16 protein-coding genes are annotated in these 23,225 nt (G+C 49.2%); 3 read left to right on the top strand and 13 right to left on the bottom strand.

From position 1 onward, the window contains the following. Positions 1-64 precede the first annotated feature (64 nt). Positions 65-1,444: an aminotransferase-like domain-containing protein gene (locus L6H65_RS14425; protein ID WP_236343303.1), complete on the bottom strand. Its 1,380-nt coding sequence runs from the start codon at positions 1,442-1,444 to the stop codon at positions 65-67. A 138-nt stretch (positions 1,445-1,582) separates the two neighbouring features. Between L6H65_RS14425 and L6H65_RS14430 the strand changes: the two genes are divergently transcribed. Continuing rightward, entirely contained in the window at positions 1,583-1,999 is a 417-nt protein-coding gene (locus tag L6H65_RS14430) for a GNAT family N-acetyltransferase (protein WP_236343304.1), read from the top strand. Positions 2,000-2,012: 13 nt separating this feature from the next. Here L6H65_RS14430 and L6H65_RS14435 read toward each other — a convergent pair whose 3' ends face one another. The 6 genes from L6H65_RS14435 to L6H65_RS14460 form a co-directional block, all read right to left on the bottom strand. After that, entirely contained in the window at positions 2,013-4,151 is a 2,139-nt protein-coding gene (locus tag L6H65_RS14435; RefSeq protein ID WP_236343305.1) for an MMPL family transporter, read from the bottom strand. 69 nt (positions 4,152-4,220) lie between these two features. Then, positions 4,221-5,363: an NAD(P)/FAD-dependent oxidoreductase gene (locus L6H65_RS14440; protein WP_236343306.1), complete on the bottom strand. Its 1,143-nt coding sequence runs from the start codon at positions 5,361-5,363 to the stop codon at positions 4,221-4,223. A 26-nt stretch (positions 5,364-5,389) separates the two neighbouring features. Further along, positions 5,390-6,106, bottom strand: coding sequence for a methyltransferase domain-containing protein (locus L6H65_RS14445; RefSeq protein ID WP_236343307.1), 717 nt, complete (start codon positions 6,104-6,106; stop codon positions 5,390-5,392). After that, the gene (locus tag L6H65_RS14450; protein ID WP_236343308.1) at positions 6,099-7,262 is read right to left on the bottom strand and encodes a type III polyketide synthase; all 1,164 of its coding nucleotides are present in this window, start codon (positions 7,260-7,262) and stop codon (positions 6,099-6,101) included. Before L6H65_RS14450 ends, L6H65_RS14445 begins: the two co-directional genes overlap by 8 nt. 484 nt (positions 7,263-7,746) lie before the next feature. Further along, on the bottom strand, positions 7,747-8,190 hold the full coding sequence (locus tag L6H65_RS14455; protein WP_236343309.1) for a hypothetical protein: 444 nt from the start codon (positions 8,188-8,190) through the stop codon (positions 7,747-7,749). An 80-nt stretch (positions 8,191-8,270) separates the two neighbouring features. Then, positions 8,271-9,308: a glycosyltransferase family 4 protein gene (locus L6H65_RS14460; RefSeq protein WP_236343310.1), complete on the bottom strand. Its 1,038-nt coding sequence runs from the start codon at positions 9,306-9,308 to the stop codon at positions 8,271-8,273. A gap of 253 nt (positions 9,309-9,561) precedes the next feature. On the opposite strand from L6H65_RS14460, the gene L6H65_RS14465 reads away from it, so the two are divergent. Next, on the top strand, positions 9,562-11,172 hold the full coding sequence (locus L6H65_RS14465) for an MDR family MFS transporter (RefSeq protein WP_236343311.1): 1,611 nt from the start codon (positions 9,562-9,564) through the stop codon (positions 11,170-11,172). A gap of 78 nt (positions 11,173-11,250) precedes the next feature. Then, entirely contained in the window at positions 11,251-11,715 is a 465-nt protein-coding gene (locus L6H65_RS14470) for a MarR family winged helix-turn-helix transcriptional regulator (protein ID WP_236343312.1), read from the top strand. A gap of 82 nt (positions 11,716-11,797) precedes the next feature. Here the strand turns inward: L6H65_RS14470 and L6H65_RS14475 are convergent, their stop codons facing one another. The 6 genes from L6H65_RS14475 to L6H65_RS14500 form a co-directional block, all read right to left on the bottom strand. Continuing rightward, positions 11,798-12,580 carry a squalene/phytoene synthase family protein gene (locus L6H65_RS14475; RefSeq protein ID WP_236343313.1) on the bottom strand — a complete coding sequence of 261 codons (783 nt, stop codon included), beginning with the start codon at positions 12,578-12,580 and terminating at the stop codon, positions 11,798-11,800. Between the two features lie 177 nt (positions 12,581-12,757). After that, positions 12,758-13,288: a GNAT family N-acetyltransferase gene (locus L6H65_RS14480; protein WP_236343314.1), complete on the bottom strand. Its 531-nt coding sequence runs from the start codon at positions 13,286-13,288 to the stop codon at positions 12,758-12,760. Between the two features lie 80 nt (positions 13,289-13,368). Further along, a complete protein-coding gene (locus tag L6H65_RS14485) occupies positions 13,369-14,952 on the bottom strand; it encodes an alpha-amylase family glycosyl hydrolase (RefSeq protein WP_236343315.1) in 1,584 nt (527 codons plus the stop codon). Between the two features lie 37 nt (positions 14,953-14,989). Further along, the gene (locus L6H65_RS14490) at positions 14,990-16,012 is read right to left on the bottom strand and encodes a LacI family DNA-binding transcriptional regulator (RefSeq protein WP_236343316.1); all 1,023 of its coding nucleotides are present in this window, start codon (positions 16,010-16,012) and stop codon (positions 14,990-14,992) included. Between the two features lie 250 nt (positions 16,013-16,262). Next, positions 16,263-21,731: a fibronectin type III domain-containing protein gene (locus L6H65_RS26710; RefSeq protein ID WP_236343317.1), complete on the bottom strand. Its 5,469-nt coding sequence runs from the start codon at positions 21,729-21,731 to the stop codon at positions 16,263-16,265. Positions 21,732-22,204: 473 nt separating this feature from the next. Beyond that, positions 22,205-23,131 carry a DUF8832 domain-containing protein gene (locus L6H65_RS14500; protein WP_236343318.1) on the bottom strand — a complete coding sequence of 309 codons (927 nt, stop codon included), beginning with the start codon at positions 23,129-23,131 and terminating at the stop codon, positions 22,205-22,207. Positions 23,132-23,225: the final 94 nt, after the last annotated feature.

The raw sequence follows: 23,225 nt of genomic DNA on the forward strand, positions 1-23,225 counted from the left end.
CCAAATTCCAATGTTCCAAGGAGTCAGTCCCAAATGATGTGAAAAGCTGCCTCCAAGCCAAGCTCTATTGCCAGTCTCTTGCTGCACTCGCTCGCCGAAAGGCCTTGTGCTTGGACAGGCTGTCTATAGCCTCCGCTATCAACCGAATGCCGTTGTTAATCTGCTCCTCATTGGTACGAATAATGCTGATCCTTATACGGTTCTCTCTCGGAAAAGCAGGCAGGTAGAAACGATCCGCTGGTGTGACCAGCACATGCCGCTCTTTTAACACGACCGACAGATCCCCTGCATCCATTCCTTCTGGCAGCTTGATGGTACAAAATATTCCGCCTTGCGCGCTATAAACTTGCTGCAACGGAGGAAGGTAACGAAGGCTTGCGGCCTGCAGCTCCAGCATGCGTTCCCGATATCGGTTCCGCATATGGGCGGCATGCCTTTCGAACATGCCATTGTTCAAATAAATTTCCAATGCTGCTTGCGATAATGCCGCCGTACTGGAATCGCAGGATGCTTTGAGCATCGTGAAGGCTTCAATCAGCAGCTTGGGGATGACTGCAAGTGCCAGTCTCAATCCTGGCAGCATGACCTTGGAGAAGCTTCTAATATAAATAATATGGCCCGTTGTATCATAGCTGTAGATCGGGTCCGACTTCCGGTCGACCTCCAGATCGCCCAAATAATCATCTTCCAGAACATATACATCATATTTCCCCGCCAACCGGGCGATTTGCTTCTTCTGCTCCTGGGAATAGCTCCAGCCGGAGGGATTGTGGTATCGCGGAGCAGTATAAAAAAACTTGATCCCGTTGTTGCGAAACTGCTTCTCCAGCTCTTCGAGGTCAACGCCATCCTCAGTCCTTGCGATGCCGATCGCATTGATGTTCAGCAGCTGCAGGGATCGGAGCATGCCGGAGTAAGCTGGCTGCTCCACCAGCACATTGGTCTTGCCATTTGGGAATGGCAATGCATTCAATAGATGCAGCGCCTGCTGCGAGCCCGAGACGATACAGATTTGTTCCGGATTCGCGAATACTTGAGATAGAGCCAAATGCTTTTCCAGCGACTGCCGAAGAGACAAGAAGCCCTGCGGATCAGTATAGGAGAACAGCTCGTCCTTGTAGAGCGCAATCGCCCGGTTTAAACAATGCTGGAAATCCTCGTAGGGCATCACCTCAGGGTCCGGTGCAGCCGAGGTGAAATCGATGAGCTCTGAGAGGGGCCTGGCGGCGGGGTCAGAGCCCATAACCGCATAGTAGCCGCTTTTGGGCACGGAATAGATGAGATGCTCCTTCTCCAAATCATCATAGGCCCGAATAACCGTATTCATACTGCATCCGAATTGCTCCGATATTTTCCGAATCGATAACAGCTTCTCACCAGGCTTAATGCTGTTGGCTTGAAGCTGCTCCTTGATATGACGCTTAATGAGCTCATACTTATTCATTTTGCCCGCCTCATTCTACTGCTTGTTGACATCCCCCATTTCTGTATAGGTACAGTTGGGATAAATGGTTATTTACCGTTCTCTTTTGTACCTATTATACTCATAATATGGATGGATTGCTATTACGGAGGGATACAGATGATAACAGAATGGAAGCATGACCATATGCCGTACACCATTAGTGATGATCGGCAATTGCTGGACTTGAACACCATCTGCACACTGCTGCTGAGCAGCTATTGGGCCTCTGAGCGGAGTAAGGAGCAGATTAGCAAGAGCATGGAGCATTCGCTTTGCTTCGGGATTTATGGAAGTACAGGGCAGATCGGGTTTATGCGGGTGGTCACAGATCGTGCTGTAATCTCATGGGTATGCGACGTTATTATTCATCCCCACCATCGCGGAGTCGGTCTTGGCAAGTGGATCATGCAGTATTTGCTTGCGCATCCGGAAGTCAGACATACCAAAATGCTGCTCGGCACTCGGGACGCACACGGCTTATATGAGCAATTCGGTTTTGAGAGAAGGGAGTTGATGGGGAGATTCGGAGAGTAGAAACAGTCGATTGCTATTCCCTTCTGCTCCATGGTGTCCACCAATTCCAATGACCGAGCCATTTCATAAGCGAGGGTACAAGAACGAGCCGAATAATCGTTGCATCAACCAGTATAGCAACTGCAATCCCAATGCCCAGCTGTCGCACCCCCGCTACCTCGCCAAGCGCAAAAGGCGCTGTGACCGCAATCAAGATCGCGGCTGCCGATGTTATCATTTGACTCGTTGAGACTAAGCCGGTCAGAATCGCCTGCTCATTGCATCCTGACTTTCGGTAGGCTTCATAGATTCGCGATACCAGGAACACGCCGTAGTCCATGCTTATGCCAAACACCAGACCAAATATAAAGACAGGAATCATAATTGCGATACTGCTGGCGTCAATCCCCCCAATGCCTTCATCAAAAATCCACGCAAGAATGCCGAACGATGCACCCAGGCTCAACACATTCATAGCGATCGTCTTCAATGGAATTACAATGGAGCGAAATGCGATGGCCAGCACAATGAAATTAGTCGTAAAAATAAACAGCACAACATATTTAATGTTGTTAAATATGGCGTCATACACCTCCTGCTGATACTTCGCTTCTCCCCCCGCTTGCCAACGCAGCTTCTCTGATTCATCTCCCTGCTGCTCCCATTTCCGCACCCAATCCATCGCTGCCGCTGAAGCTGCGCTCTCCTTCAGAATCACATGAACGAGAAGCTTACCTTCGTTCATATAGGGCTTCCATATCGGCGCATATGCCTCTGACCCAATGGAATCCCCCCACTTCTCGCGCGGCATCGCTATCGTGGAGAAGACGGAATCAACCTTGGCAACGAGCGGGTCACGCTCCAAGCGCTTCACGACATCATGAACAGCCACCACCTCTTCGGCCTCGAAGCGACCATTGCCGGATTGAGCCAGCAAATAAACATGCGCGTTCGACGGAGAATCAAAGTGAAAAGCAAAGGATTGCGAAGCGACACGAGATGCGTATTGCTGAGGCAAAGAAGAGGCATCCGGGATGGCGATTTCCAATTTATTTAATGGCATTAACATAGAAATCAGCAGCAGGGAGGCTAACAGACTCATGATGACAGGCCGTCTCATGACGAAGGATGCCCATCTGTGCCAGAGCGTCCGCATGTGACGGAGGGAGCGAGGCTTGCTGGCCGCCCGCATGAACGGGGACAGCAAAGTCAGCAAGGCAGGCAGCAGCGTAAGTGTCAGCAGCACCGATACGGTCAGAACTGCAATAGCCCCAACGGCAACAGAAGTGAAGATTGGGAGCGGAATAAACAGGATGCCAGCTAAACCGAGACCAGCACAGACCCCTGAGAGCAGCACAGATCTTCCGGCAGTATCCATCGTCGCGGCCATCGCCTGCTTCGCATCAGAGGTCTCTAATTCCTCACGAAACCTGCTGACGATAAGCAGGGCGAAATCTATACTGAGTGCCAGACCGACCATCGGAATGACATTGAGGACAAAGTTGGATAAAGTCAGCGCCAGCCCTAGATGATACATAAGCCCCATCGTGATGGTTACGCTGGTCATACCAATAACAACGGGCAGAATTGCCGGGACAATACCGCGAAAAGCGAACAGAAGCACAACAAACGCAATCGGGATGCCGATCATCTCGGCTTTTCTCAAATCCCGTTCACTAGCTGCATTAACATCGCGCTGGACGACAGATTTTCCCGTCATCGTCACGGTTGCGCTCTCATGTACAGGCAGGCTCGCTGCAGCAGCCTCCAGAAGCGAGTCCATTTCATAGCTTGTATAAGAGGAAACCATGATGGCATAGGCGTAATTGCCCTTCATCATGGCGGGCTGCTCCGATGGAGAGATAATATCGCTAACCCCTTGCAGCCCCTCCAGCTTATATGTCGCAATTCCAATGAACCGCTTGAACTCCAGCGTGGAGAGCTGCGCCTCCCGTTCGAATAACAGAATGACCGGATTATCGGGAATATGAAACTGCTCTGCAAGAAGCCGTTGAACCTTCATATAATCACCGTCCGCAAGCAGACCATGATCCTTCAGCACAGCTGGCAGCTTGGGAGCATCCATGCCGAATAGGAGCAGGAGTATCGCCCAAATTGTTATAACGATTCGAGGAAAGCGCTGGGAAATGACAGCAAGCATTTGAAATCCCATATACAAGCTCCTGTTCACTGGATAGATCTGTTCTTAAATCTACTATTGGATCGAATCAAAAGCAGTCACTCAAATATTTAACCTCGTTAAACGAATCAGTTTACTTGTCAATCCAGGCGCCATTCCATGAATAGCGGCAAACATTCGCGGCACAGCAGGGACGCCTAGCAGCCCCTGCAGCAACCGTCCCCAGTACAGCGGACCAGTGAATTCCCGTTCCACAGCAGCCGAATAATCCCGCTGCCAATCACCTAGCGTCATGTCTCCGCACAGGTAGCTGTGGCCCGCGTTGGCGCATAATTGCGCTGATCTCAGCGCCATGGACATACCGTCACCGCATAGCGGAGGAATCATGACCGAAGCATCCCCCACATGCGGGATGGAATCCCATGCAATCAGTTTGCGGGCGGGATCAACTGGCGCGACAGCCTTTTGCGTGCCTGGAACGGGTATGCCAGCTCTCAATCTCTCTGCAAGCCTCTCATTTCTACTTGCGGCGTAGGCTATCATTCCCGCTATTGATTTATCAGCATCAGCATTCTTAACAGTCTTCTGTGTCAGCAAAGCAGCAACATTGACTGCGCCGCCTTCTATCGGACATAGGCCCATATATCCGCCCGAAAAAAAATAGAGCTCAACAACCCGCTCCATTTCAATCCCCCTGTAATGCGATTTAATCCCGACATACGACTTATTCACCGGCCCCCCTGCCCCATGCGCCAGCAAACCAGCACGCCGGTTTGCGCCCCATGCAGCAATAACAGCTCCGACATCATAGAGCTGCTGCCTATTCTCCTGCTTTGTCATAATCCTATATCGACGATCAATAGAATCCAGACCAGCAGCTGTTGCGCCTGTCACAACATCCACACCCGATCTGCGTGCTGCTTCGTGAATCGCCGCATCCAGCGCATACCGGCTTACACCAAGCGCTGTTCCAGGCAGAGGAATGTCGATCACCGCGCCATGATTCAGAATTAAGCGTACCTGCCGTATCTCGCTAGGCTGAAGCGATGTCACAGCCTCCAGCAGCCCTAGCGAGCGCAAGCTGCACAGCGACTCCGGTGAAAGAAATTCACCGCATACCTTATGGCGCGGGAACTGCTGGCGGTCGATCAATAGAATTCTCCACCCTTTGTCGGCTAAAGCTTTTGCCACGCTGCTGCCCGCAATTCCGGCGCCAAGTACTGCTGCATCATAGACCGTATCCATCTGATTCAACTCCACGAATGATTTGATTACTCCACTATCTTCTCGATAACGACTGCATATCGAAACAGCGCCCGCCATGAGTAGTGCAGCTTCACCGCTGAGCCCAACTCCGCTTTGAGCCGATCCCAATCGTGAGAACGGAAGCCTTTTGCAACGGATAGCGGTCCGTCATGAAGAATGTAACGATTATTCGAGAGCATTCGCGTTGTGAGCCATACGGAACACCATGGCAGCCAATGCCGATGAATATCATTGATGACGATGCCTAATCGTGACAGCTTCAGCATGCTTGCGGCGACATTCGGCAGCTCCGCATCGGAGAAGTGATGAAAAAACTGCGTCCCTGTAACAATATCCGCATGGCATGAAGTCAGAGTGAACAGATCCCCTTTTGCCACGTGAACCCTTGGTTCATTGCGGAAGAAATCCCTTGCCTCCTGACATGCCTCTTCTGTGATATCTATAAGTGTAATGCTGAGATCAACTCCGGCAGCTGAAGCCCATTTCAATAACTGTGCGTTGGCATCACCTGAGCCGGACCCTACATCCATAATCGTCAATCGTTTGGGCTTGTCTGCCAGCCTCCACAATCTGCGCACCCCATACACAGTTGGCGAGGCGGCGGCAAAAATTCGATTAAGCAACCGCAGATGTGCAAGCGCCTCCTGCAGTTCAGCCCCTCCAATGGTGAAATTGTCCATTAGCTCCGGTTCGCTCGAACGTTCCCGCAGCCAACTACGCATAGGCGCCGTAAGCACCCTTCACTTGTCCACTCGTGGACGGGACATAGTGAAAGCACATCATCTCGGCTGTCAGGCCAGGTCCGAAGGCCAGCGCAATACCGCTTTTACAATCGGCGTATGCCGTCTGAACAAGCTCTCTCTTCATTTCGTCCAGGACGAACAATATTGTAGCTGAAGATAGATTCCCGTAGTTGCGCAGCACATTGCGGCTATATCTCGTTTGCACCTCGCCTAGCTCGAACATTTCCTGCATCGTGTCCACTATGCCTCTGCCTCCCGGATGGATCGCCCACAGCTCGGGCTTCGCCCGATCATTCAACAACCGCTGGACTTCGAGCGGGATCGTCTCGCCTAGACGCCGTGGAATTTCCGGGGACAGATACAGCTCGAAGCCATGATCACCGACTTCCCATACCATCTGCCCCGCACTATCAGGCAGCAATACAGAATGCTCGTCACCCAGCTGAAATACCACAGGATGTCCAGCTTCTAATCCAGCGGTGGAGCCTACCACACAAGCAGACGCGCCGTCACCGAAGAAGGAAGACGCCAACAGGTCCTCTTTCTCTGCCGATGGCTGAATATGCAGCGTGCATAACTCTACGCATACGATTAGCACTTGGGCAGACGGCTTGGCAGATACGATTCCTTTTGCTAGACTAATGGCCTTCAGCCCTGCTGCGCAGCCAAGAAAGTTAAGCGGGATGCGATTCACTGTGACGGCTAGTCCGAGCTGCTGAGCTACAGACGTATCCAAACCTGGCAGGAATTGCCCCGTACAGCTCACCGTGATCAAATGGGTGATGTCGTGCGTATTCACATTGCTATCCCTTATTGCTCGTCTAGCAGCCTCCAGCCCGAGTGGAACAGATTCCCGTTTAAATGTTCGCATCCGTTCGGAAGTTGTTGGTATTTCTCCCTCCGTTGTGTGCGGTAAATAACGACAGCTTGCTGAAGGCGCAAGTAGATCTGGATCGCATGTATAGCGGGTATGTACACCGCTTTGCCTGAAAATCCGCTTCGCCCATCTGGCGGCAACGGGATACCTTTCCAATGCCTCGCATAACCTCTGCGATGCATCCTCCTGATCGATCCGGCAATTTGGTACGGCTGTACCTATTCCCAGAATCGCAACGATGGGATCAGCGTGTTCCATCCCTGCAACCATCTCCTTGGACAAGAATCAAGCTTTACAACAGCTTATTCATAGACAGGCTTCAATATGCGCCGTCCAGGTACGACACTCAACATAGCAGCAGGTCTTTCACTCCTTTTACCCACTATCCCCATGACTCAGTGTGACAAATTACAAAACAAATATCGTGACAAATCGCAAGACGAACAGTATGATTTTCACACCGCTCGCAGCTCCCAGCATGCAGTGTTTCGCTGCAAGACAGCGGTCGGTCGACCACATGCACAATTAGCGAATCCGTCGAATCCTTCACCAAAAGGCTGCTCCTCCATCCGTCCTGAGCAATGGGGATAGCGCCCAAAAGGACAACACCCCCCCCTTCCAGCCCGGTTCATCGTGCAGCTCAACAACAGATCCTAGCATCCCGACATCCAGAGGAGCCGCGATTGATCAACAACACAACAAAGCAGATCACCTTCGTGATCTGCTTGTCCATCCCTTACAATCAGCCAGTAAAGTTGCCTGCGACCGCTGTGCCGCTAAAGTTCCTTGCTCCGACAGTAGTACCTGGGTTAGCTGCTGCTGTGAATATTTCCGCCGTATATTGAATCTGACCTGTAGCAACAACCGCTGCTGGCGGAAAATCAACCGTGCTGAAGCCGAATGCTTGATTATCCAAGGAATCCGCAGCACCGTAGACGGTCTCGAAGATTAATACGGCGTTCCGATAAACATGAATCGTCACTGTGCCGAATTGAGGGCCGACAACAACTTTGGCATAACCATTCAATTGCACACGGACCAAGCCATGATTGGCAACCGATACACCCCCAGTTTGCAATCCGATATCACCGAAGACCAACGGAGTTGCAGCAACTGGTATAGCAGTTGGAGAAGCATCGGTATTTGCTTGCTGTGAAATTCGCATATCAATAAATTGAATCGTCATAAAATCACCTCCTGCCATGTTCTAATCTAGCATATGATAGGAGGCTTTAATTGGATTGGACAATCTACTAACAGGAGCGTTTATCCGCTTCTAACCCCGATTGTGCTTAATATGTTATTGAAATCAGCAATATAGCGCTGGGGCGAATACGTTGTCCGAATATACTGCTCCCCTTGCGTTATGATCGTTGTGCGGAGACTCTTGTTCTCGATCAGCTCGACGGCCTCATGAATGGCTTCATTCGCCGTTCCAGACATAAAGAACTTCCCTGTAACGTTATGGATGATTGAGCTTCTGATCCCTTCCGAATCCGTACTCAGAACCGGACAGCGGCAGCTAAGCGCCTCTGACGCCGCGTAACCGAAGCTTTCAACATTCGACGTCGAGATAAGCAAGCCGCCGGAGTCGCTTATGGCTGACAAATAATGAGGCATTTCCGAATGAGGCACATTCGATCGAACGCTAAGTCGATTAACAAGTCTGAGCTGGCGCACCACCGCCTCGAATTGATCCCTTTCATCCGCTTCAAAGATATTGGCGTCCTCGAACATCCATAGTTGCAGCTTCGGATACCGATATAGCAGCCCGCTTCCAATCTGCAGAAACAACCGCCAGTTTTTATTGCGCTCAATTCTTCCTATCCAGGCAATAATCGGCTCCTCGCTGGAAGAATCCAGACTCGTAGGCATATAGCGAAACTGTTCAGAATCGACAATATTCTGCACATAGAATCGGGGAAAGTCGGAAAGATAAGTATTGAACAGCTCCATCAAATGCGGAGTTTCGTGGGTTATCGCACCGCTCGCATAACGTCTGATGTGCGCCACAGCATTCGACAGCGTTGACCGCGCCTGCTCTCTGCTGCCCAATCCCTGCGCTTCATAGATCAGCCGCCCTTGATAGCCGAGCTCGCGAAGTCTCTGCATGAGCAGATGGTCGCATATGGATACGATCACATCATACTGGTTGGCCTGAAGAACCATTCGCAGCTCATCATCCCGATCTGTTATAAACAAGGGGATATCAATTATATTTTGCCGTCCTGCGCCATCTCTCAGGTAGAGCAAATGACATTCAATGCCCGCACGTCTAAGAGCGTGGCATCTTAGTCGATTCATTGTTTCTACCCCGCCGCTCGGCACAACATAACAGAATAATATTCTCATAAGCCCCGGCTCACTCCCCTTAGCTGTTCAGTAAACTATCTCCTATACTATGCCACTAGATAAGGTTTGATTGGGTTATGCTTCCGTATTGATTTTTTATTCACGATGCATTATGATCAATTAATTAGGTTGCCTACCTATCTATTTACTTCAATTTTGTTCGTTTGGGCATCCTATACCTTAATTCACAGAGAGAGGGAAATCTATGGAGCAATTAACACAGAAAGAGAAAGTGACCATTATGTTTGCTTTAATGGCAGCCATGTTCTTCGCAGCCATTAATCAGACAATCGTCAGTTCGGCAATGCCGAGAATTATCGCCCTGCTTGGCGGTATGGAGTATTATTCATGGGTTCTGACCATCTTTATGCTGACATCCACAATCGCAACGATTCTGGTTGGCAAGCTATCAGATATATACGGACGCAAGCCGTTTCTATTGATGGGGATCATCACCTTCATGATCGGCACATTCCTGGTCGGAACCTCGACCTCGATTTTCCAAATGATTGCTTATCGCGGAGTTCAAGGAATCGGCGCAGGCATTCTGATGTCAACCACAATAACAGCAGTGGGCGATCTGTTTGCCCCTCGCGAGCGGGCCAAATGGACCGGGGTTATGATGGCTGTCTTCGGATTCTCCAGTGTGCTTGGTCCAACACTTGGTGGAGTCATGGTCGACCATATGGCGTGGAAATGGCTGTTCTGGATCTTCTTGCCACTAGGTCTCGTCGTACTGGTCATGATATGGTTTATGTTTCCCAAGTCTGCTCGCAAAACCTCAGAATCCATTGATTATTGGGGCTCGCTGTTCCTGTCCATCACAATTATCGGTCTACTGCTCGGTTTCTCATGGGCGGGTTCGAAGTATGACTGGTCCTCCTATCAGATCATTGGACTATTCACTATCTCTGCAGTGAGCCTTGTCATCCTGCTGCTCATTGAGAGAAAAGCGAAGAGCCCTGTCTTGCCGCTGTCTATGTTCAAGAATAGCATCGTGACCGTTTCGAACTCCATCGGCTTTTTGATGAATGCCGGCATGATGGGTGCAATGATCTATCTGCCATTCTTCGTGCAAGGCGTAGAAGGCGTGTCTGCTACGAAGTCAGGCTTCGTAACGATGCCGATGTCTATTATGATGATCATTCTAAGCTCCCTTGTAGGTCGCTGGATATCCAAGTCAGGCAAGTACAAGCGCTACGCCATGACCGGAACCATAATAATGGTCGCAGGCATGATCATGATGGCATTCATGTCCAGCATCGTTATGGCCGTTGCCAGCATGTGTGTGTTCGGTATTGGGCTGGGTCTTTGTATGCCTGTATTCACATTGACTGTTCAGAATGCCGTTGCCCCTTCCCAGCTTGGTGTAGCTACCGCCACATCAACATTATTCCGTAACCTTGGCGGAACAATCGGAATTGCCGTATTGGGCTCCGTGATGAATTCCACCATGTCGCATAAGCTGGAGAATGCGATGGCTACCTCGGAGATTGACCTATCGAAGCTTGAGCCAGAGAAAGCTGGCGAATTGTCGAAGCTGCTTGATCCGCAGCTGCTATTGAATCAGCCCAAGCTTCTGGAGCTGCAATCCACATTGCCGGATCAAATCAAGCCGCTGTTCACCCAGATGATCGATATGCTGCGTTCTGTACTGAGCAGCACGTTAACGATTGTCTTCCTTATTGGCGCAATACTGTTGTTTGTTGCATTTGTACTCGTCTTTTTCCTAAAAGAAATACCGCTGCGCACTTCCAATGCTGCTAACTCCGAGCAAGAAAAGACAAAGGAAGCCGCTCAGCCTGAAGTCAATTAAGATTGCCGCATTTTCTTTTATAAGGTAGACTTATATTAAGCTTTGCATCTTCCGTATAATATGAAAAAGGTGAATCCGATGAATGACGAGCAGTATGCCGAGGTTAAGAAATTGATGGAAACCTTTCAACGTTTCGGCAAGGCGGATTGGAAGAAAGATACAAGATGGGGGATTAAATCAAGCGAAGTTAGAGCCCTGCTTTGTATAAAAGACATATACCGTCATAATGGACACGATGCAACCGTTTCCGACATAAGCAAGAAGCTGAATGTCACCTCGCCAACCGTAACTCAGATGATCAAGAGCTTGACCGCTCATGGATTTATTAAGCGTTCTCCCGATGCCAAAGATAAAAGAATTTCGACGATTAAGCTGACGGAGCGCGGCGAGGAAATTACGGAGAAAGCAATGAAGCGATATCGGACCGTCTACGCCGGCCTGATTGAGAAATTGGGCAGGGAACAGACCGCTACGCTTATTCAACTGCTGGATCAGGTATATGTTTATTTTGATGAAGCGTCGAAGCAACGCGAAGATATTTGATTTTTAATTAAAACAGACGCCAAGACTCTCCTGATTGAGAGCTTGGCGTCTTCAGTCGTTCTATTCACTTCTGCAGCATACATTAACCGTTGATCTTGTTGACAATCTTCAGTACAGCATTTCTCGTCAGCTTGTTGCCACCTGCAGCAAGCAGATTAACAGTAGCATGCGCAAGTGCCAGCGGGATTTTGCAGAACTGCACCGCCGGTCCCTTCTTCAGCTCCATAATATAATCGTCAGCCAGCTTCAGATTGCGCCGGGTGTACTGAATCATATCCTTGAAATCCCAGCCATCGGGGAAAAAATCTACGCCGCGCTTGAGATCCTCATTGCGGTTGCGCAAAATATTAACCGCCTGCAATCCTCTTCCGAACGCGACAGCCTTCCCCATATCAGACTTCGTTCCATCATTCCACTGCCACAGCTCGGAGAGCATTTCCCCTACCATGCCAGCAACACTGTAGGTGTATCGGTCCAGATCCTCTTCCGTAGAAATCTTCCACTTCGCCTGCACCCAATCCGCCATCTGTTCCGACATCATCCCGATATAACGATATACGGTCCCGGCGATTGAAGCCGGGCATAGAAGCATCCATTCATGAAGCCGCATAGACACCTCGGGCAGAATTTCCTTATGCGGTTTCAGTTGGTCCTGTGTAGCTTCCATGGCATTCGGCGATTGGATCGCATCACGTATGCCATAGAGCAGCTCCTGCTTCAATTGATCTGAAATCTCTTCATGATCCTCAATTTCATCAATGGCTCGCATGCATAAATAGGCGGAAGTTACAGCCTCCCTCAAGCTAGCATCCAATCGACTGATTGGAATAAAAAAAGTCCGGCTTGTCTGCTGTAACACGGTCATAGCATCGTTAAGAATGACGTTCGTAATGAGTATTCCCTCCAGAAAGCAGCTTAGCTAATCACATACTGTTAGCTTGTCGTAATTCCATCATACCATACGTTGCTAGGGATAATCTACGTTCCCGCCTACAAACTTGCTTCACTATCTTATGCGTTATGGAAGCAGGCTAATACTCCACTAAGAGATCGTCCTCTGATAACTTACCTGAACCAGCTCCGCGCCTCTCTGTATCAGCCTCTCCCGCCCTGAGAGGATAAAGCCTGCATGCTCATAAAAGCCTCTAGCACTTCGATTATCCTTGAGAACCCATACTATGGCATGCGTCCAGCCCATTTCACCCAGTTGCCGTATTCCCCAATCCAGAAGCATTCTGCCATAGCCTCTGCCACAGTACTCCTGCAGCAAATAAATGCTGTGTATTTCTCCTCCATGACGGTGCTGCGCAACATCATCTGTACAGTGTTCGAGTACCAGATATCCGATCATGCGCTCATCAACCGACATGACAGCTACATGCTCCTTGCCTTCGCTTAACAGCGCCTCGTAACGCTTCAGTTGCTGCTCCAACGTCATGCCCTCCAGGTAGAGGGCAGGCATTATATTCACATACGCGCTGCGGTATGAATCAATATGCACCTGCGCCAGGTTTGGCACATCGCTATCAGAGGCCCAGCGAATGACTGCATCTTGCTTATTTGAGTCGCGCATCCGTTCGTATCTCACCTTCTATTGGGATACATATTCTATTCTGATATGCCTTATTCGGCGTAATACATAGCTGCAGGCAGTTATTCAAGTACGGCTGAGCTGTAGGGCGGAAGCGTTACTTGATTATTCGACAAAATAATATTGTCCTTGCTCCCTGCAAGCAGCGTATCAAACTCATTGCTGTCCTCAAGCTGGAACAACTGCTCTTTCCGGGACAAATTATGCAGAACGAGCACCTTCTCTTTCTCTGTCTCTCTCCTAAAAGCGACCACTGCGGCATGACTGATCGAATAGGGCTTAATATCGCCATGTCGAAGAGCATCAATATCCTTGCGCCATTGTATCAGCTTGCGATAATGAGAATAGAGAGAATCGGAGTCCTTCATCTGGTCCTCCACAGAAGCTGTTAGCGCATTGTATTTGTTGCTGATCCATGTTGTCTGCCCCTCGTATTTCTTCTGGCTCCAGATCATCGGCTCCCGAATATATTCATCAGGCTTCTTGCCCTGCATGCCGATTTCTTCGCCGTAATAAATAAAGGGGTTGCCCGGCATAGTAAGCAGCTGCGACGCAGCCATCTTCGCATGATCGAGATTGCCGTTCAGCTCGCTCATCACACGATTCGTGTCATGATTGGACAGGAAGGGTGCTTCAATAAAGCTGCTGCTGGACATTCTGTCGTAAAGGCCATGAATTCGATCCAACGAAAACGCCAAATTCGATGCCGACTCTCCAGAAGCATTCCATGTCATTTCATTAGCCAGGTTGAAGTTGAAGCTGGAATTGAAGGGCTTCAGATAAGGTCCTATCTTGGCAGCCGAATCGTCCCAAACCTCGCTTACTATATACGTATGTGGATTCACTTTATTCACTGCTGCACGGAATTCATCCCACCAGGCGATGTTTTTGGCTGCTGCTTCTTTGGAAGTCTTGTCTTCTTCCAGATCCTCGTAAATATGCTTGGCTGCATCTATTCGGAATCCGCCAACGCCAAGCTCTAGCCAGAATGCAGCAATCTTCTTCACCTCTGCCCGTACCTCAGCATGATCGAAGTTCAGGTCAGGCAGACTGCCTGGGAAAATGCCGAGATATTTACTGTCCCCATACTCCTTATAAGCCGGATATCCGGTTGCTGCGCTTATCGGCACAGGGTCCGAGGGACCTATCCACTTATACCATTTGCGGTACTTGCCGTTCGGATCGCTGGCAGAGGATTTGAACCACGCATGCTCCGGACTCGTATGATTCACAACGAGATCCATAATTACCGTAATATCGCGCTCACTCGCTTCCTTCAGCAAGTCCTTGAAATCATCAAGCGTTCCATAATCAGGATTGATGCCATAGAAATCGGTTACATCATAACCATGATAGCTCGGCGAAGGATGAATCGGCATCAGCCAAATCCCTTCAACTCCAAGCTCCTCCAAATAGTCCAGCTTCTTCGTAATACCACGAAGATCGCCAATGCCGTCACCGTCAGAATCATGAAACGCTCTTACAAAAATTTCATAATAAACTTTACCGCCAGATTCCTGCCGAATCTCTTCCCCGCTTAATGAGGCCTCTTCATTCGAACAGCCTCCAAGCGCAACAGCTGCCGCTGCCATCATGCCTATCATAAGCAGAAGCACTGCCGCTCTTCTCGTTATCTCTGCAAACATGACCAACCCATCCCCCTGATTAAAATAACCTTACTCGCTATTCAATTTGCTGCAGCTCCTTTGATTGCCGCCACACTGAAAGCTCGGGAGACAGCAGCATCTGCTTCGCTTTCGATTCAGGCTTATCAATCAAATCGATCAATCTTGCCACCGCTTCAATGCCCAGCTTGTATGCATTGGATTGAATAAAGTGCACATCTTTGGTCAGATGGGAATAGTGCTCCGCTATCAAATCGAAACCGAACGATACGATAGGAATCGAGTGCGGTGCATGCGGGTCCGTCAACAGCCGATTGATCAATCTCGTGAACAGCAGGCTGACCAGAATCCCATCGAGCCCATTTTCCTGAATGGCTGACATAATTTTTTGCACATAATCCGGATCATTAATATCATGTCGAATAATGTTCTCGCTCCTATAAGCGATTTGGTAAGAATTATGCGCCATCATGTAGCCAATCTCAAAGTCAGACAGTCGTGTATGCAGTCCTGAGCCTGTGACCATCCCGATATTCGTCGCACCCTGCTTCAATAACAGCTCCACAGCCTCATAGGCTGCCTTCACATTGTCATTATCAACACAATTGATCTTGAGATCCTTAGGCGGCTTCCCAACCAGTACAAACGGCATTTCCTCTGATTCCAATTGGTTCAAATAATGGTGGGAGTTTATCGTTGTCGTAACAATCGCGCCATCGATCGGGAACGTTTTGTCGAACGGGATGACGAAATTTTCTGAGCCCTCCATCTCATTGAGCAGCAGCACTTTATAATTTCGTTTCTCCGCTGCGGCCATCATCCCGTTAACCATCTTCAGGAAGAAAACATCCGTGTTTTCCGTGTCGGGATACTTGGAGCAATAGAGCCCAATAATATTCGTCTTCCTGGAGGCGAAGCTTCTTGCTACAGCATTCGGCTTATAATGGAGCAGCTCGATTTGCTCGTGAATCCTCCTCTTAACCTCATCGGATACGGACCGCTTGCCGCTAAGCACATAAGAAACTGTACTAATCGACACTCCGGCTCCTTCAGCTATATCTTTTATCGTTACCTTCTTCATTCGGGTTCCTCCATTGTTATAGCTATCGAAGCGTTTCGACATTTTCAAATATAGTTGGTTTCCTAATTTTTGTCAACGATTATTCAACAAGCTCGTACTGGCAGCTCATTTTCCTTTTGGCCGCTATCCCCCTCGCTCAGTGACTGAGCAAAGGGGATAGTGGTCAAAAGAGACAAGAAAGGACTGCCCGTAAGCAGCTAAACTGCTTCACGGACAGCCCATTCTATTCTTGCTTGCCAGCTACTCCATATTAAGGAGTTACTGGAGTGCCTGTTACAATAGTTCCACTATTGAAAGTGGATGTTCCTGCATTGAAGAAATAGTTTTTCCCGCCATTGCTATCCCAATTTCCGGCTCCATTGTTGAAACATACCTCTGCCCGAGCCGCAGTGCCAATTGTCAGCGTTACTTTGCTGTAGCCAGCAATTTCTGAGGCCTGCATAACCTGACCCGGAGCCGATGTCCATGTTCCGCCTTCTGGACGCCAGTGAATATATGGAGCTGCATAACCTTGCTTGTAATAGATGGTGACAGTGTTCTCAGCTACAGGCACTGGAACGCCTGATGTGATCACTCCGCTTGAGAAGGTCGACACGCCTACTGGGAACTTGTAGTTTTGACCGCCATTGTTATCCCATGTGCCGCTGCCATTGTTGAATACAGCCTCCAAGCCGTTAGCTGTTCCTACATTCACTGTAAACTTGTTGTATCCAGCTATCTCGGATGCCTGCATCGCAACTCCCGGTGCAGTCGTCCAAGCTCCTCCAGTCGGACGATAGTGGATGTTAGGATTCGCGAAGCCTTTCTTGTAGTAGATCGTCACTTGCCCAGTTGCAGGCACATCATTGGTAGTGACCATAAGGCCAATGCTTAATGCCGACAAATTGCCTGCTACGTCGAATGCGCTCACTTGATAGTTGTAAGCTGTGCTTGCTGTAAGTCCAGAATCCGTGTAAGAAGCCGTAGTTGATGTTCCGATCTTCGTATTTCCGCGCCATATTTCATAACCGGAAACACCCTTGTTATCGGTCGATGGCGTCCAGATCAGACTGACCGATGTTTCGGTTTTACCGCTCGATGCAAGACCTGACGGTACAGTAGGCGCTTGCGTATCAATTTCTGCAGCGGTAACTACCGTTGCTTCATTGCTTGCTGCTGACAGGTTGCCAGCTGCATCGTAAGCTTTAACGGTGTACTTGTAGGTTGTTTCTGCCGTTAAGCCTGTATCTGTGAAGCTTGTCGTTGCGGACGTGCCGATCTTCGCGCCATTGCGGAAGATCTCATAGCCTGTTACACCTACATTGTCGGTAGAAGCCGTCCAGGACAGGCTTGCCGTAGTGTCGGTACTACCCGTGGAAGCAAGGCTCGCAGGTATGCTTGGCGCTTGTGTATCCACTGTGTTCTCTTCTTCTGTAAGGAGTTTCATGTCATCCACGATAAAGCTTCCTGCGCCACCAGCTGCGGAGCCGCGAAGAATCGCGTAGACCCTAGCTCTAGTTGTACCTGCTGGCGTATCGCCACTCAGTTGAAGCGGAATAAAGCCGCTCGTAGTTTGCGTGTAATCCTGCTTCTTGGTGCCAACCAAAGTGCTGCCATTAAAGAAGTCAACATACAGCTGAACTCTTGCATTGGTCAGGCTGTCGATTTTGAATTGACCGCTTGCAATGTACGGCGTGTTCTCTGCAATTGGTACATATTGATTAATCATGACTGCATTGCCATTAGCCAGAGCGGAGCCCGAAATTTGCTGTGCGCTGCTTCCGGAAGCCACTGGTGTAGACACCACTTGGAATGCGGAAGTTACGCCTGCTGTTACGGATTTGTTCCAGCTATTCGCTATACCTGTCGTTCCCGTATAGGTTTCGAAGCCCGGGTTGACAACCAGGTTGCTAGTAGCAACATTCTGTGTCGTTACGCTCAAAGGCTGGCTCGCATTGGACTGATTGCCCGCCGCATCCTTCGCCTTCACTGTCAAGCTGTAAGTCGTATTTGGCGTCAGACCTGTAACCGTGTAGCTGGTAACTGTTCCCACTACACTTCCGGCCAGTACGCTGCCATTATAGATGTCGTAGCCTGTTACACCAACGTTATCCGTGGATGCTGTCCATCCCAGAGTAACGCTGTTTGCCGTTTTAGCGCTTTCCACAAGGGAAGTTGGCGCTGTTGGCGGTTGTGTATCAGAACCGCTGTCCGTCTTAACGGAGATGCTGCTGCTCGCTGCTGATACTTTGCCTGCTGCATTATAGGCTTTGATTGTGTAGCTGTAAGTCGTATCCGCTGTCAGTCCTGTATCTGTGTACGAGGTAGTCGCAGTTGTTCCGACTTTCACACCATCGCGCCAAACCTCATAACCAGTTACACCCACAACGTCCGTAGATGCTGTCCAGCCGAGCGTGATACTGTTTGCAGTTTTGCCGCTTGCTGCCACGTTCGTAGGCGCTGTAGGCGGCTGCGAGACTGTAGCGTCCGTCGTAACGGAGATGCTGCTGCTCGCCGCAGATACATTGGTCGCTGCATCATAAGCTTTGACCGTATAGCTGTAAGCTGTATTAGCGGTAAGCCCTGAATCGGTGTAGGAAGTAGATGCTGTAGTTCCTACCTTCGTAGTGCCGCGCCATACTTCATATCCGGCTACAGCTACATTATCTGTAGATGCTGTCCAGCCAAGCGTTACGCTGGTTGCCGTTTTATTGGTTGCTGCCAGTGCCGTTGGAACGGATGGCGCCTCAGTATCCACGCCTTGCGGCGCTCCAATTGTGATCGTACCGGCTGAGAACGTTGAAGTTCCTGCTTGGAACTTGTAGTTTTGTCCGCCGTTATTATCCCATGTTCCGCTGCCATTGTTGAATACGGCTTCCAGACCGGAAGCGTCAGCAAGGTCAACGGTAAATTTGTTGTAGCCGCTCACTTCTGAAACAGCCATTCTCACTCCTGGCGCTACAGTCCATGCGCCGCCATTAGGACGGTAATGGATGTAAGGCGTTGTGTAGCCTTGCTTGTAGTAAATGGTCGCACTGTTGCCCTTATCCGTTGTAGATACAGCGAATGGAGCGCTGAAGTCAGAAATATTGCCTTTTTTGTCATAGGCTTTAATGGTGTACGTGTAGCTCGTCAGTTGGGTCAAGCCGCTATCTGTGTAGCTTGCAGTTGCGGAGGTTCCCACTTTCGTACCGTTGCGATAAATTTCATATCCAGTAACTTTCACATCATCCGTCGAAGGCGTCCACGACAAGCTGATCGTCGTTTTGGAGCTTGCAGGAGAAGTGACAGCTGTTGGAATAGATGGAGCTGTTACATCATCAACTGGCGGTTTATCCGTAATGAACGGATACGTACCTTCGATATCGCCATTAATGTCTTCTACAATCTTGCCGCCCTCACGTTTGAATTTACCTGTGCCGACGTATACCTGTTGAATATCGCTCTTCGTAACATTGCCCTTGGAGTCAACCGCTTCAATGTAGAAATCGAGCAGTTGATCGCGGTATTGGTTCAGGTACGTGAAATACAGATCGCCGATCTCTTGAGCTGGCACTTTCTTAAACATTTGCGTCGAGCTTGCTTGCCACTCAACACCGTTCATATCCGGTTTCAGATCGCGCTTGTTCATAGGATATTCAACCCAATTGCCAACCTTGGCTGGATCGATTCCAGGAACATTCTGTGCTTTCAGAGCCGCTGGATCGTACACGCGGAAAGTGTTGTCCGATGCATCTGCGGATTTGTTGGTATGGGTACGGATTTTCAGCTTAATGTCTGTGATGCCGTTCAAATCATACGCGTACGTATAGATACCGAACGTATTGTCGAAGTAATGCAGAGTCCATCCTTGGGATTTATCCACATTCGCGCTGCCTGGGTTGTACGGCCATCTCTGAGGCCACCAGACAGATGGACCCGTCTTGTCTTTGCTTGCGTTGCTTGTTACATAAGGCTTCGAGAAGTGCAAGGATTGATTGAATGAAAGCGTCGGTTTAACGCCATCATCGACATTCTCATCATAGTAACCGAAGCCCGAATCAAGCGCTGGGATCAGGAAGTACCATGACAATTCAGCCGGATTCGCTCCTCCTGCATAATTGTTTGAAGCATTTCCCTTAACCGGAAACGACATCATCCACGGATTCAATTGATTGCCTTGGTAGGTCACTTGACGATCAAGCTCGGTCGTCGGCGACCAGTGATTCGGATTATCGTCGAGCCAGATTTGCTCTGCTGTTTTCGCATAGTTAAGCGCAGCTTGCAGCAATGCAAAGTTCCGCTCCAAATAATGGTATCCGTACTCGAAGGAAACAGTCATTCCGTCTTGTTGTCCGGAAAGATTCTTCTTAGGCTCGTAGTCTGTTCCATTCACACGGTTGAAATCTGCAAACTGACCTTTCCAGATTCCGAAAGGCAGCTTCCAGTGATGCCATTGCGGATCAGAAGAAGAGTCGCGCGTATCAATCCAGGAGCCATCCTGAACGTGTACAACATCGCTTGCAGGCGGCGTATTATTGACCAAGTACTCATCAATACCGATACCTTTAACGCCAGAATCGCTGTAAGTGACATTGCCGGCATTCCGCCAGGTTCCTTCGTCCCCTGCACGTCCTTGCGAGTTGTCGCCATCATGAGCGATAACGAAGAACTGCTTCTGCGGCACCAAGCCCTCGAACGGCTTCAGCGCTTTGGCTGTTACAGAGCCTTGGTAGCCTTCCTCCCAAGATTCCGCTTGAGCAACAGGAACGCCTACGATTTTGGATTCGCGGCCCGTTGTCGGATCAACATATTTCACCCAGTGAGGCGTCGATGCGAACGGGAATTTATTGTGAGTAACCTGCTGTTCATTGAACATAGGCTGTGAAACCCATGAACCCACATTGCTGACATTCTGAAGACTAGCTCTGTTAGGCGGGGATACCATCGTATCCTTGCCCGGATCGTTCAAATACGGGTAATCCTTCAACGTTCTGGAGAAGTGATTGTTCCCGATTACCGACCACTTAATGCCAAGCTTCTCCAAGACAGGAATAATCCGTTCCGAGAAGCCAAGCTCCGTCGGGAAAAAGCCATTGGAGGACTTGAAATCATTACCTAAGAAATATGGCTGTGCAAAAGTAACATTCTGATAAATGAGATCTTTGAGCATATACTCATTTCCAGTGAGCGGTCCCATGGAGTGATGGCCTGTAAAATGGATCATATCCATCGTCCGTTTGCCGCTTGGGGTCTTCAGCGTGTTGTACGCATTCTTCCAAGGAGTGCCCCAATTGACATTGTTGTACCCACCAAGGTTGTTCGTGTACATGAAGCTGTTGACGTTGTTGACAGCAGATGCAGACATCGTGACCTGCATTTGTGCTGATGGATGATTAGTCTTCAGCGACTGTGCTACGCTCCAAGGCCAGTATTGATACGCGCCTACCTTGGCATGATGGGAATAGTAACTGACCAAGTCATCATGCGGCATCGGGCTGCCATTAGGCAAGAAATAAGGATAATTCGCCGGAGGGCTGTTCTTAAGATCGATAACTTGCCCGTCGTACATGTAGCGAACCTCTCCACCTACAGGAGTGCTCGCATACTTCGAAGTATCATAATAAGGCCAGAAATTCGGCATATGATTATGATACACATGGGACGCTGCGATTTCAGCGAATGCAAAGCTCGGTGATATAAGCGAGCTGATCAGCACGCTTACTAGCATCACTCTTCTCAATAAAGACAATTTTTTCATAATGCACCTTCTTCAAACAAATTTGTTGCGCAAACGTTTACACAATGTTGCGCGTTCTCTCTCATCTCGTATTGCTTTATTGATAGCAGGGAGATAAAAATATGTATGTACTTCCCTCGCTATCAGTCTTTATGATCGCCCCCTTTAGTTAAAGCGCTTACAGAAACCGGTATAGTAAAGCAATGCGATTCGGGCAATAATAAGAGTGCGATGCGTTTAACTTGATGTAAGGAAACCGGTTTCAATCGCGATTTTAATTTAGCATGATCCTACCAATAAATCAATCCATTATAACGAGTCTGAGATTTCTTTAATCTAAAATAATTGATTCCATAACATATATTACATTTATTTACTTATAGACCTTTCGTAATAGGCAGTTTGGCTTATAGATTTTCAAGATATGATGTCGGGGAAGGGAGATCTTCCCCGACTCTTGTCTTATTCTTACGCTGTACGCGCATCCATTCGTGCTATTCCGTCACATTGACAACATAAGGTACGGTGAAAGCATTCCCTTCATGCTGAAACTGTCCCCAAATTTTATACACACCACGCTTAGAAAATGTCGTTGCAAAGCTCGCAACCGGCCCAGCAGCATGCTCATCAATCGGATGGACATGGATGTATTCTCCGGCATCCTCAGATAAAATAACAACATGGCCAACAGCGCCCAGATAAGGGTCCAGGTTCGTAATCTCCTTCTTGGAATCCGCCGCTCGGATATGAAAGGACAACGTAACCTCTTCTCCAGCCTTGCTGCTGCTCATTTGCATCTCGACCTCTTTGCCGGCCTCCTCCTTCACAAGCGCCTTGTCAGGCTTAACCTCAGAATGGCTGCTCGCCTTCCCGCTTACTTCTACCCAATCACTCTTCGTAACAGCAGAGCCTCCAGCGGGCATGAAGTCCGCGAACAGCTTATATTCCCCGCCCGCAGGGAATGTCGTCTTGATCGTAAACTTTCCGCCGCCTTCATAGGCCGGATGGATATGATTGAAGTAGCCCAGGCTGTGATCCACAATTATAAGATGAAGCAGCTTCTCATGATTTTCTGTAAAGTCACTGATTGGCACGCCATCTTCTCCAGCAATTGTAATCGTCAATTCAGTTTCTTCATTAGCTATGGGCGCTTCGCTGTCAAAGGTGAAAGACGCCTTCACCTGATCCTCTGCCTGCGCTGCATGATCATTATGGGAACCTCCATGATTGCCATGACCTCCACTTGACATGCCCTCATCGGCAGAAGCGATTGCTGGCTTATCCGTTCCACTCGCCGAGTGATCTTCAGCCCCATGATTATTATGACCTGTCTCCTTGCTGCACGCGCTTGGCAGTGCTGCAAGCAGCAGTGCTGCTGCTAATACCTTCAACAAACTAAGCTGCTTCATTATACATTCCACGCTTTCTCCTACCAGTTTAGGCGTAAAGAGCATTGTTGACTGCCTTGCTCCGGGAAGCCTATCATTTGAATTGTTGTCTGATCGGTTGCATTTC

It is taken from the genome of Paenibacillus plantiphilus (assembly GCF_927798095.1).
Taxonomy (GTDB): domain Bacteria; phylum Bacillota; class Bacilli; order Paenibacillales; family Paenibacillaceae; genus Paenibacillus_Z; species Paenibacillus_Z plantiphilus.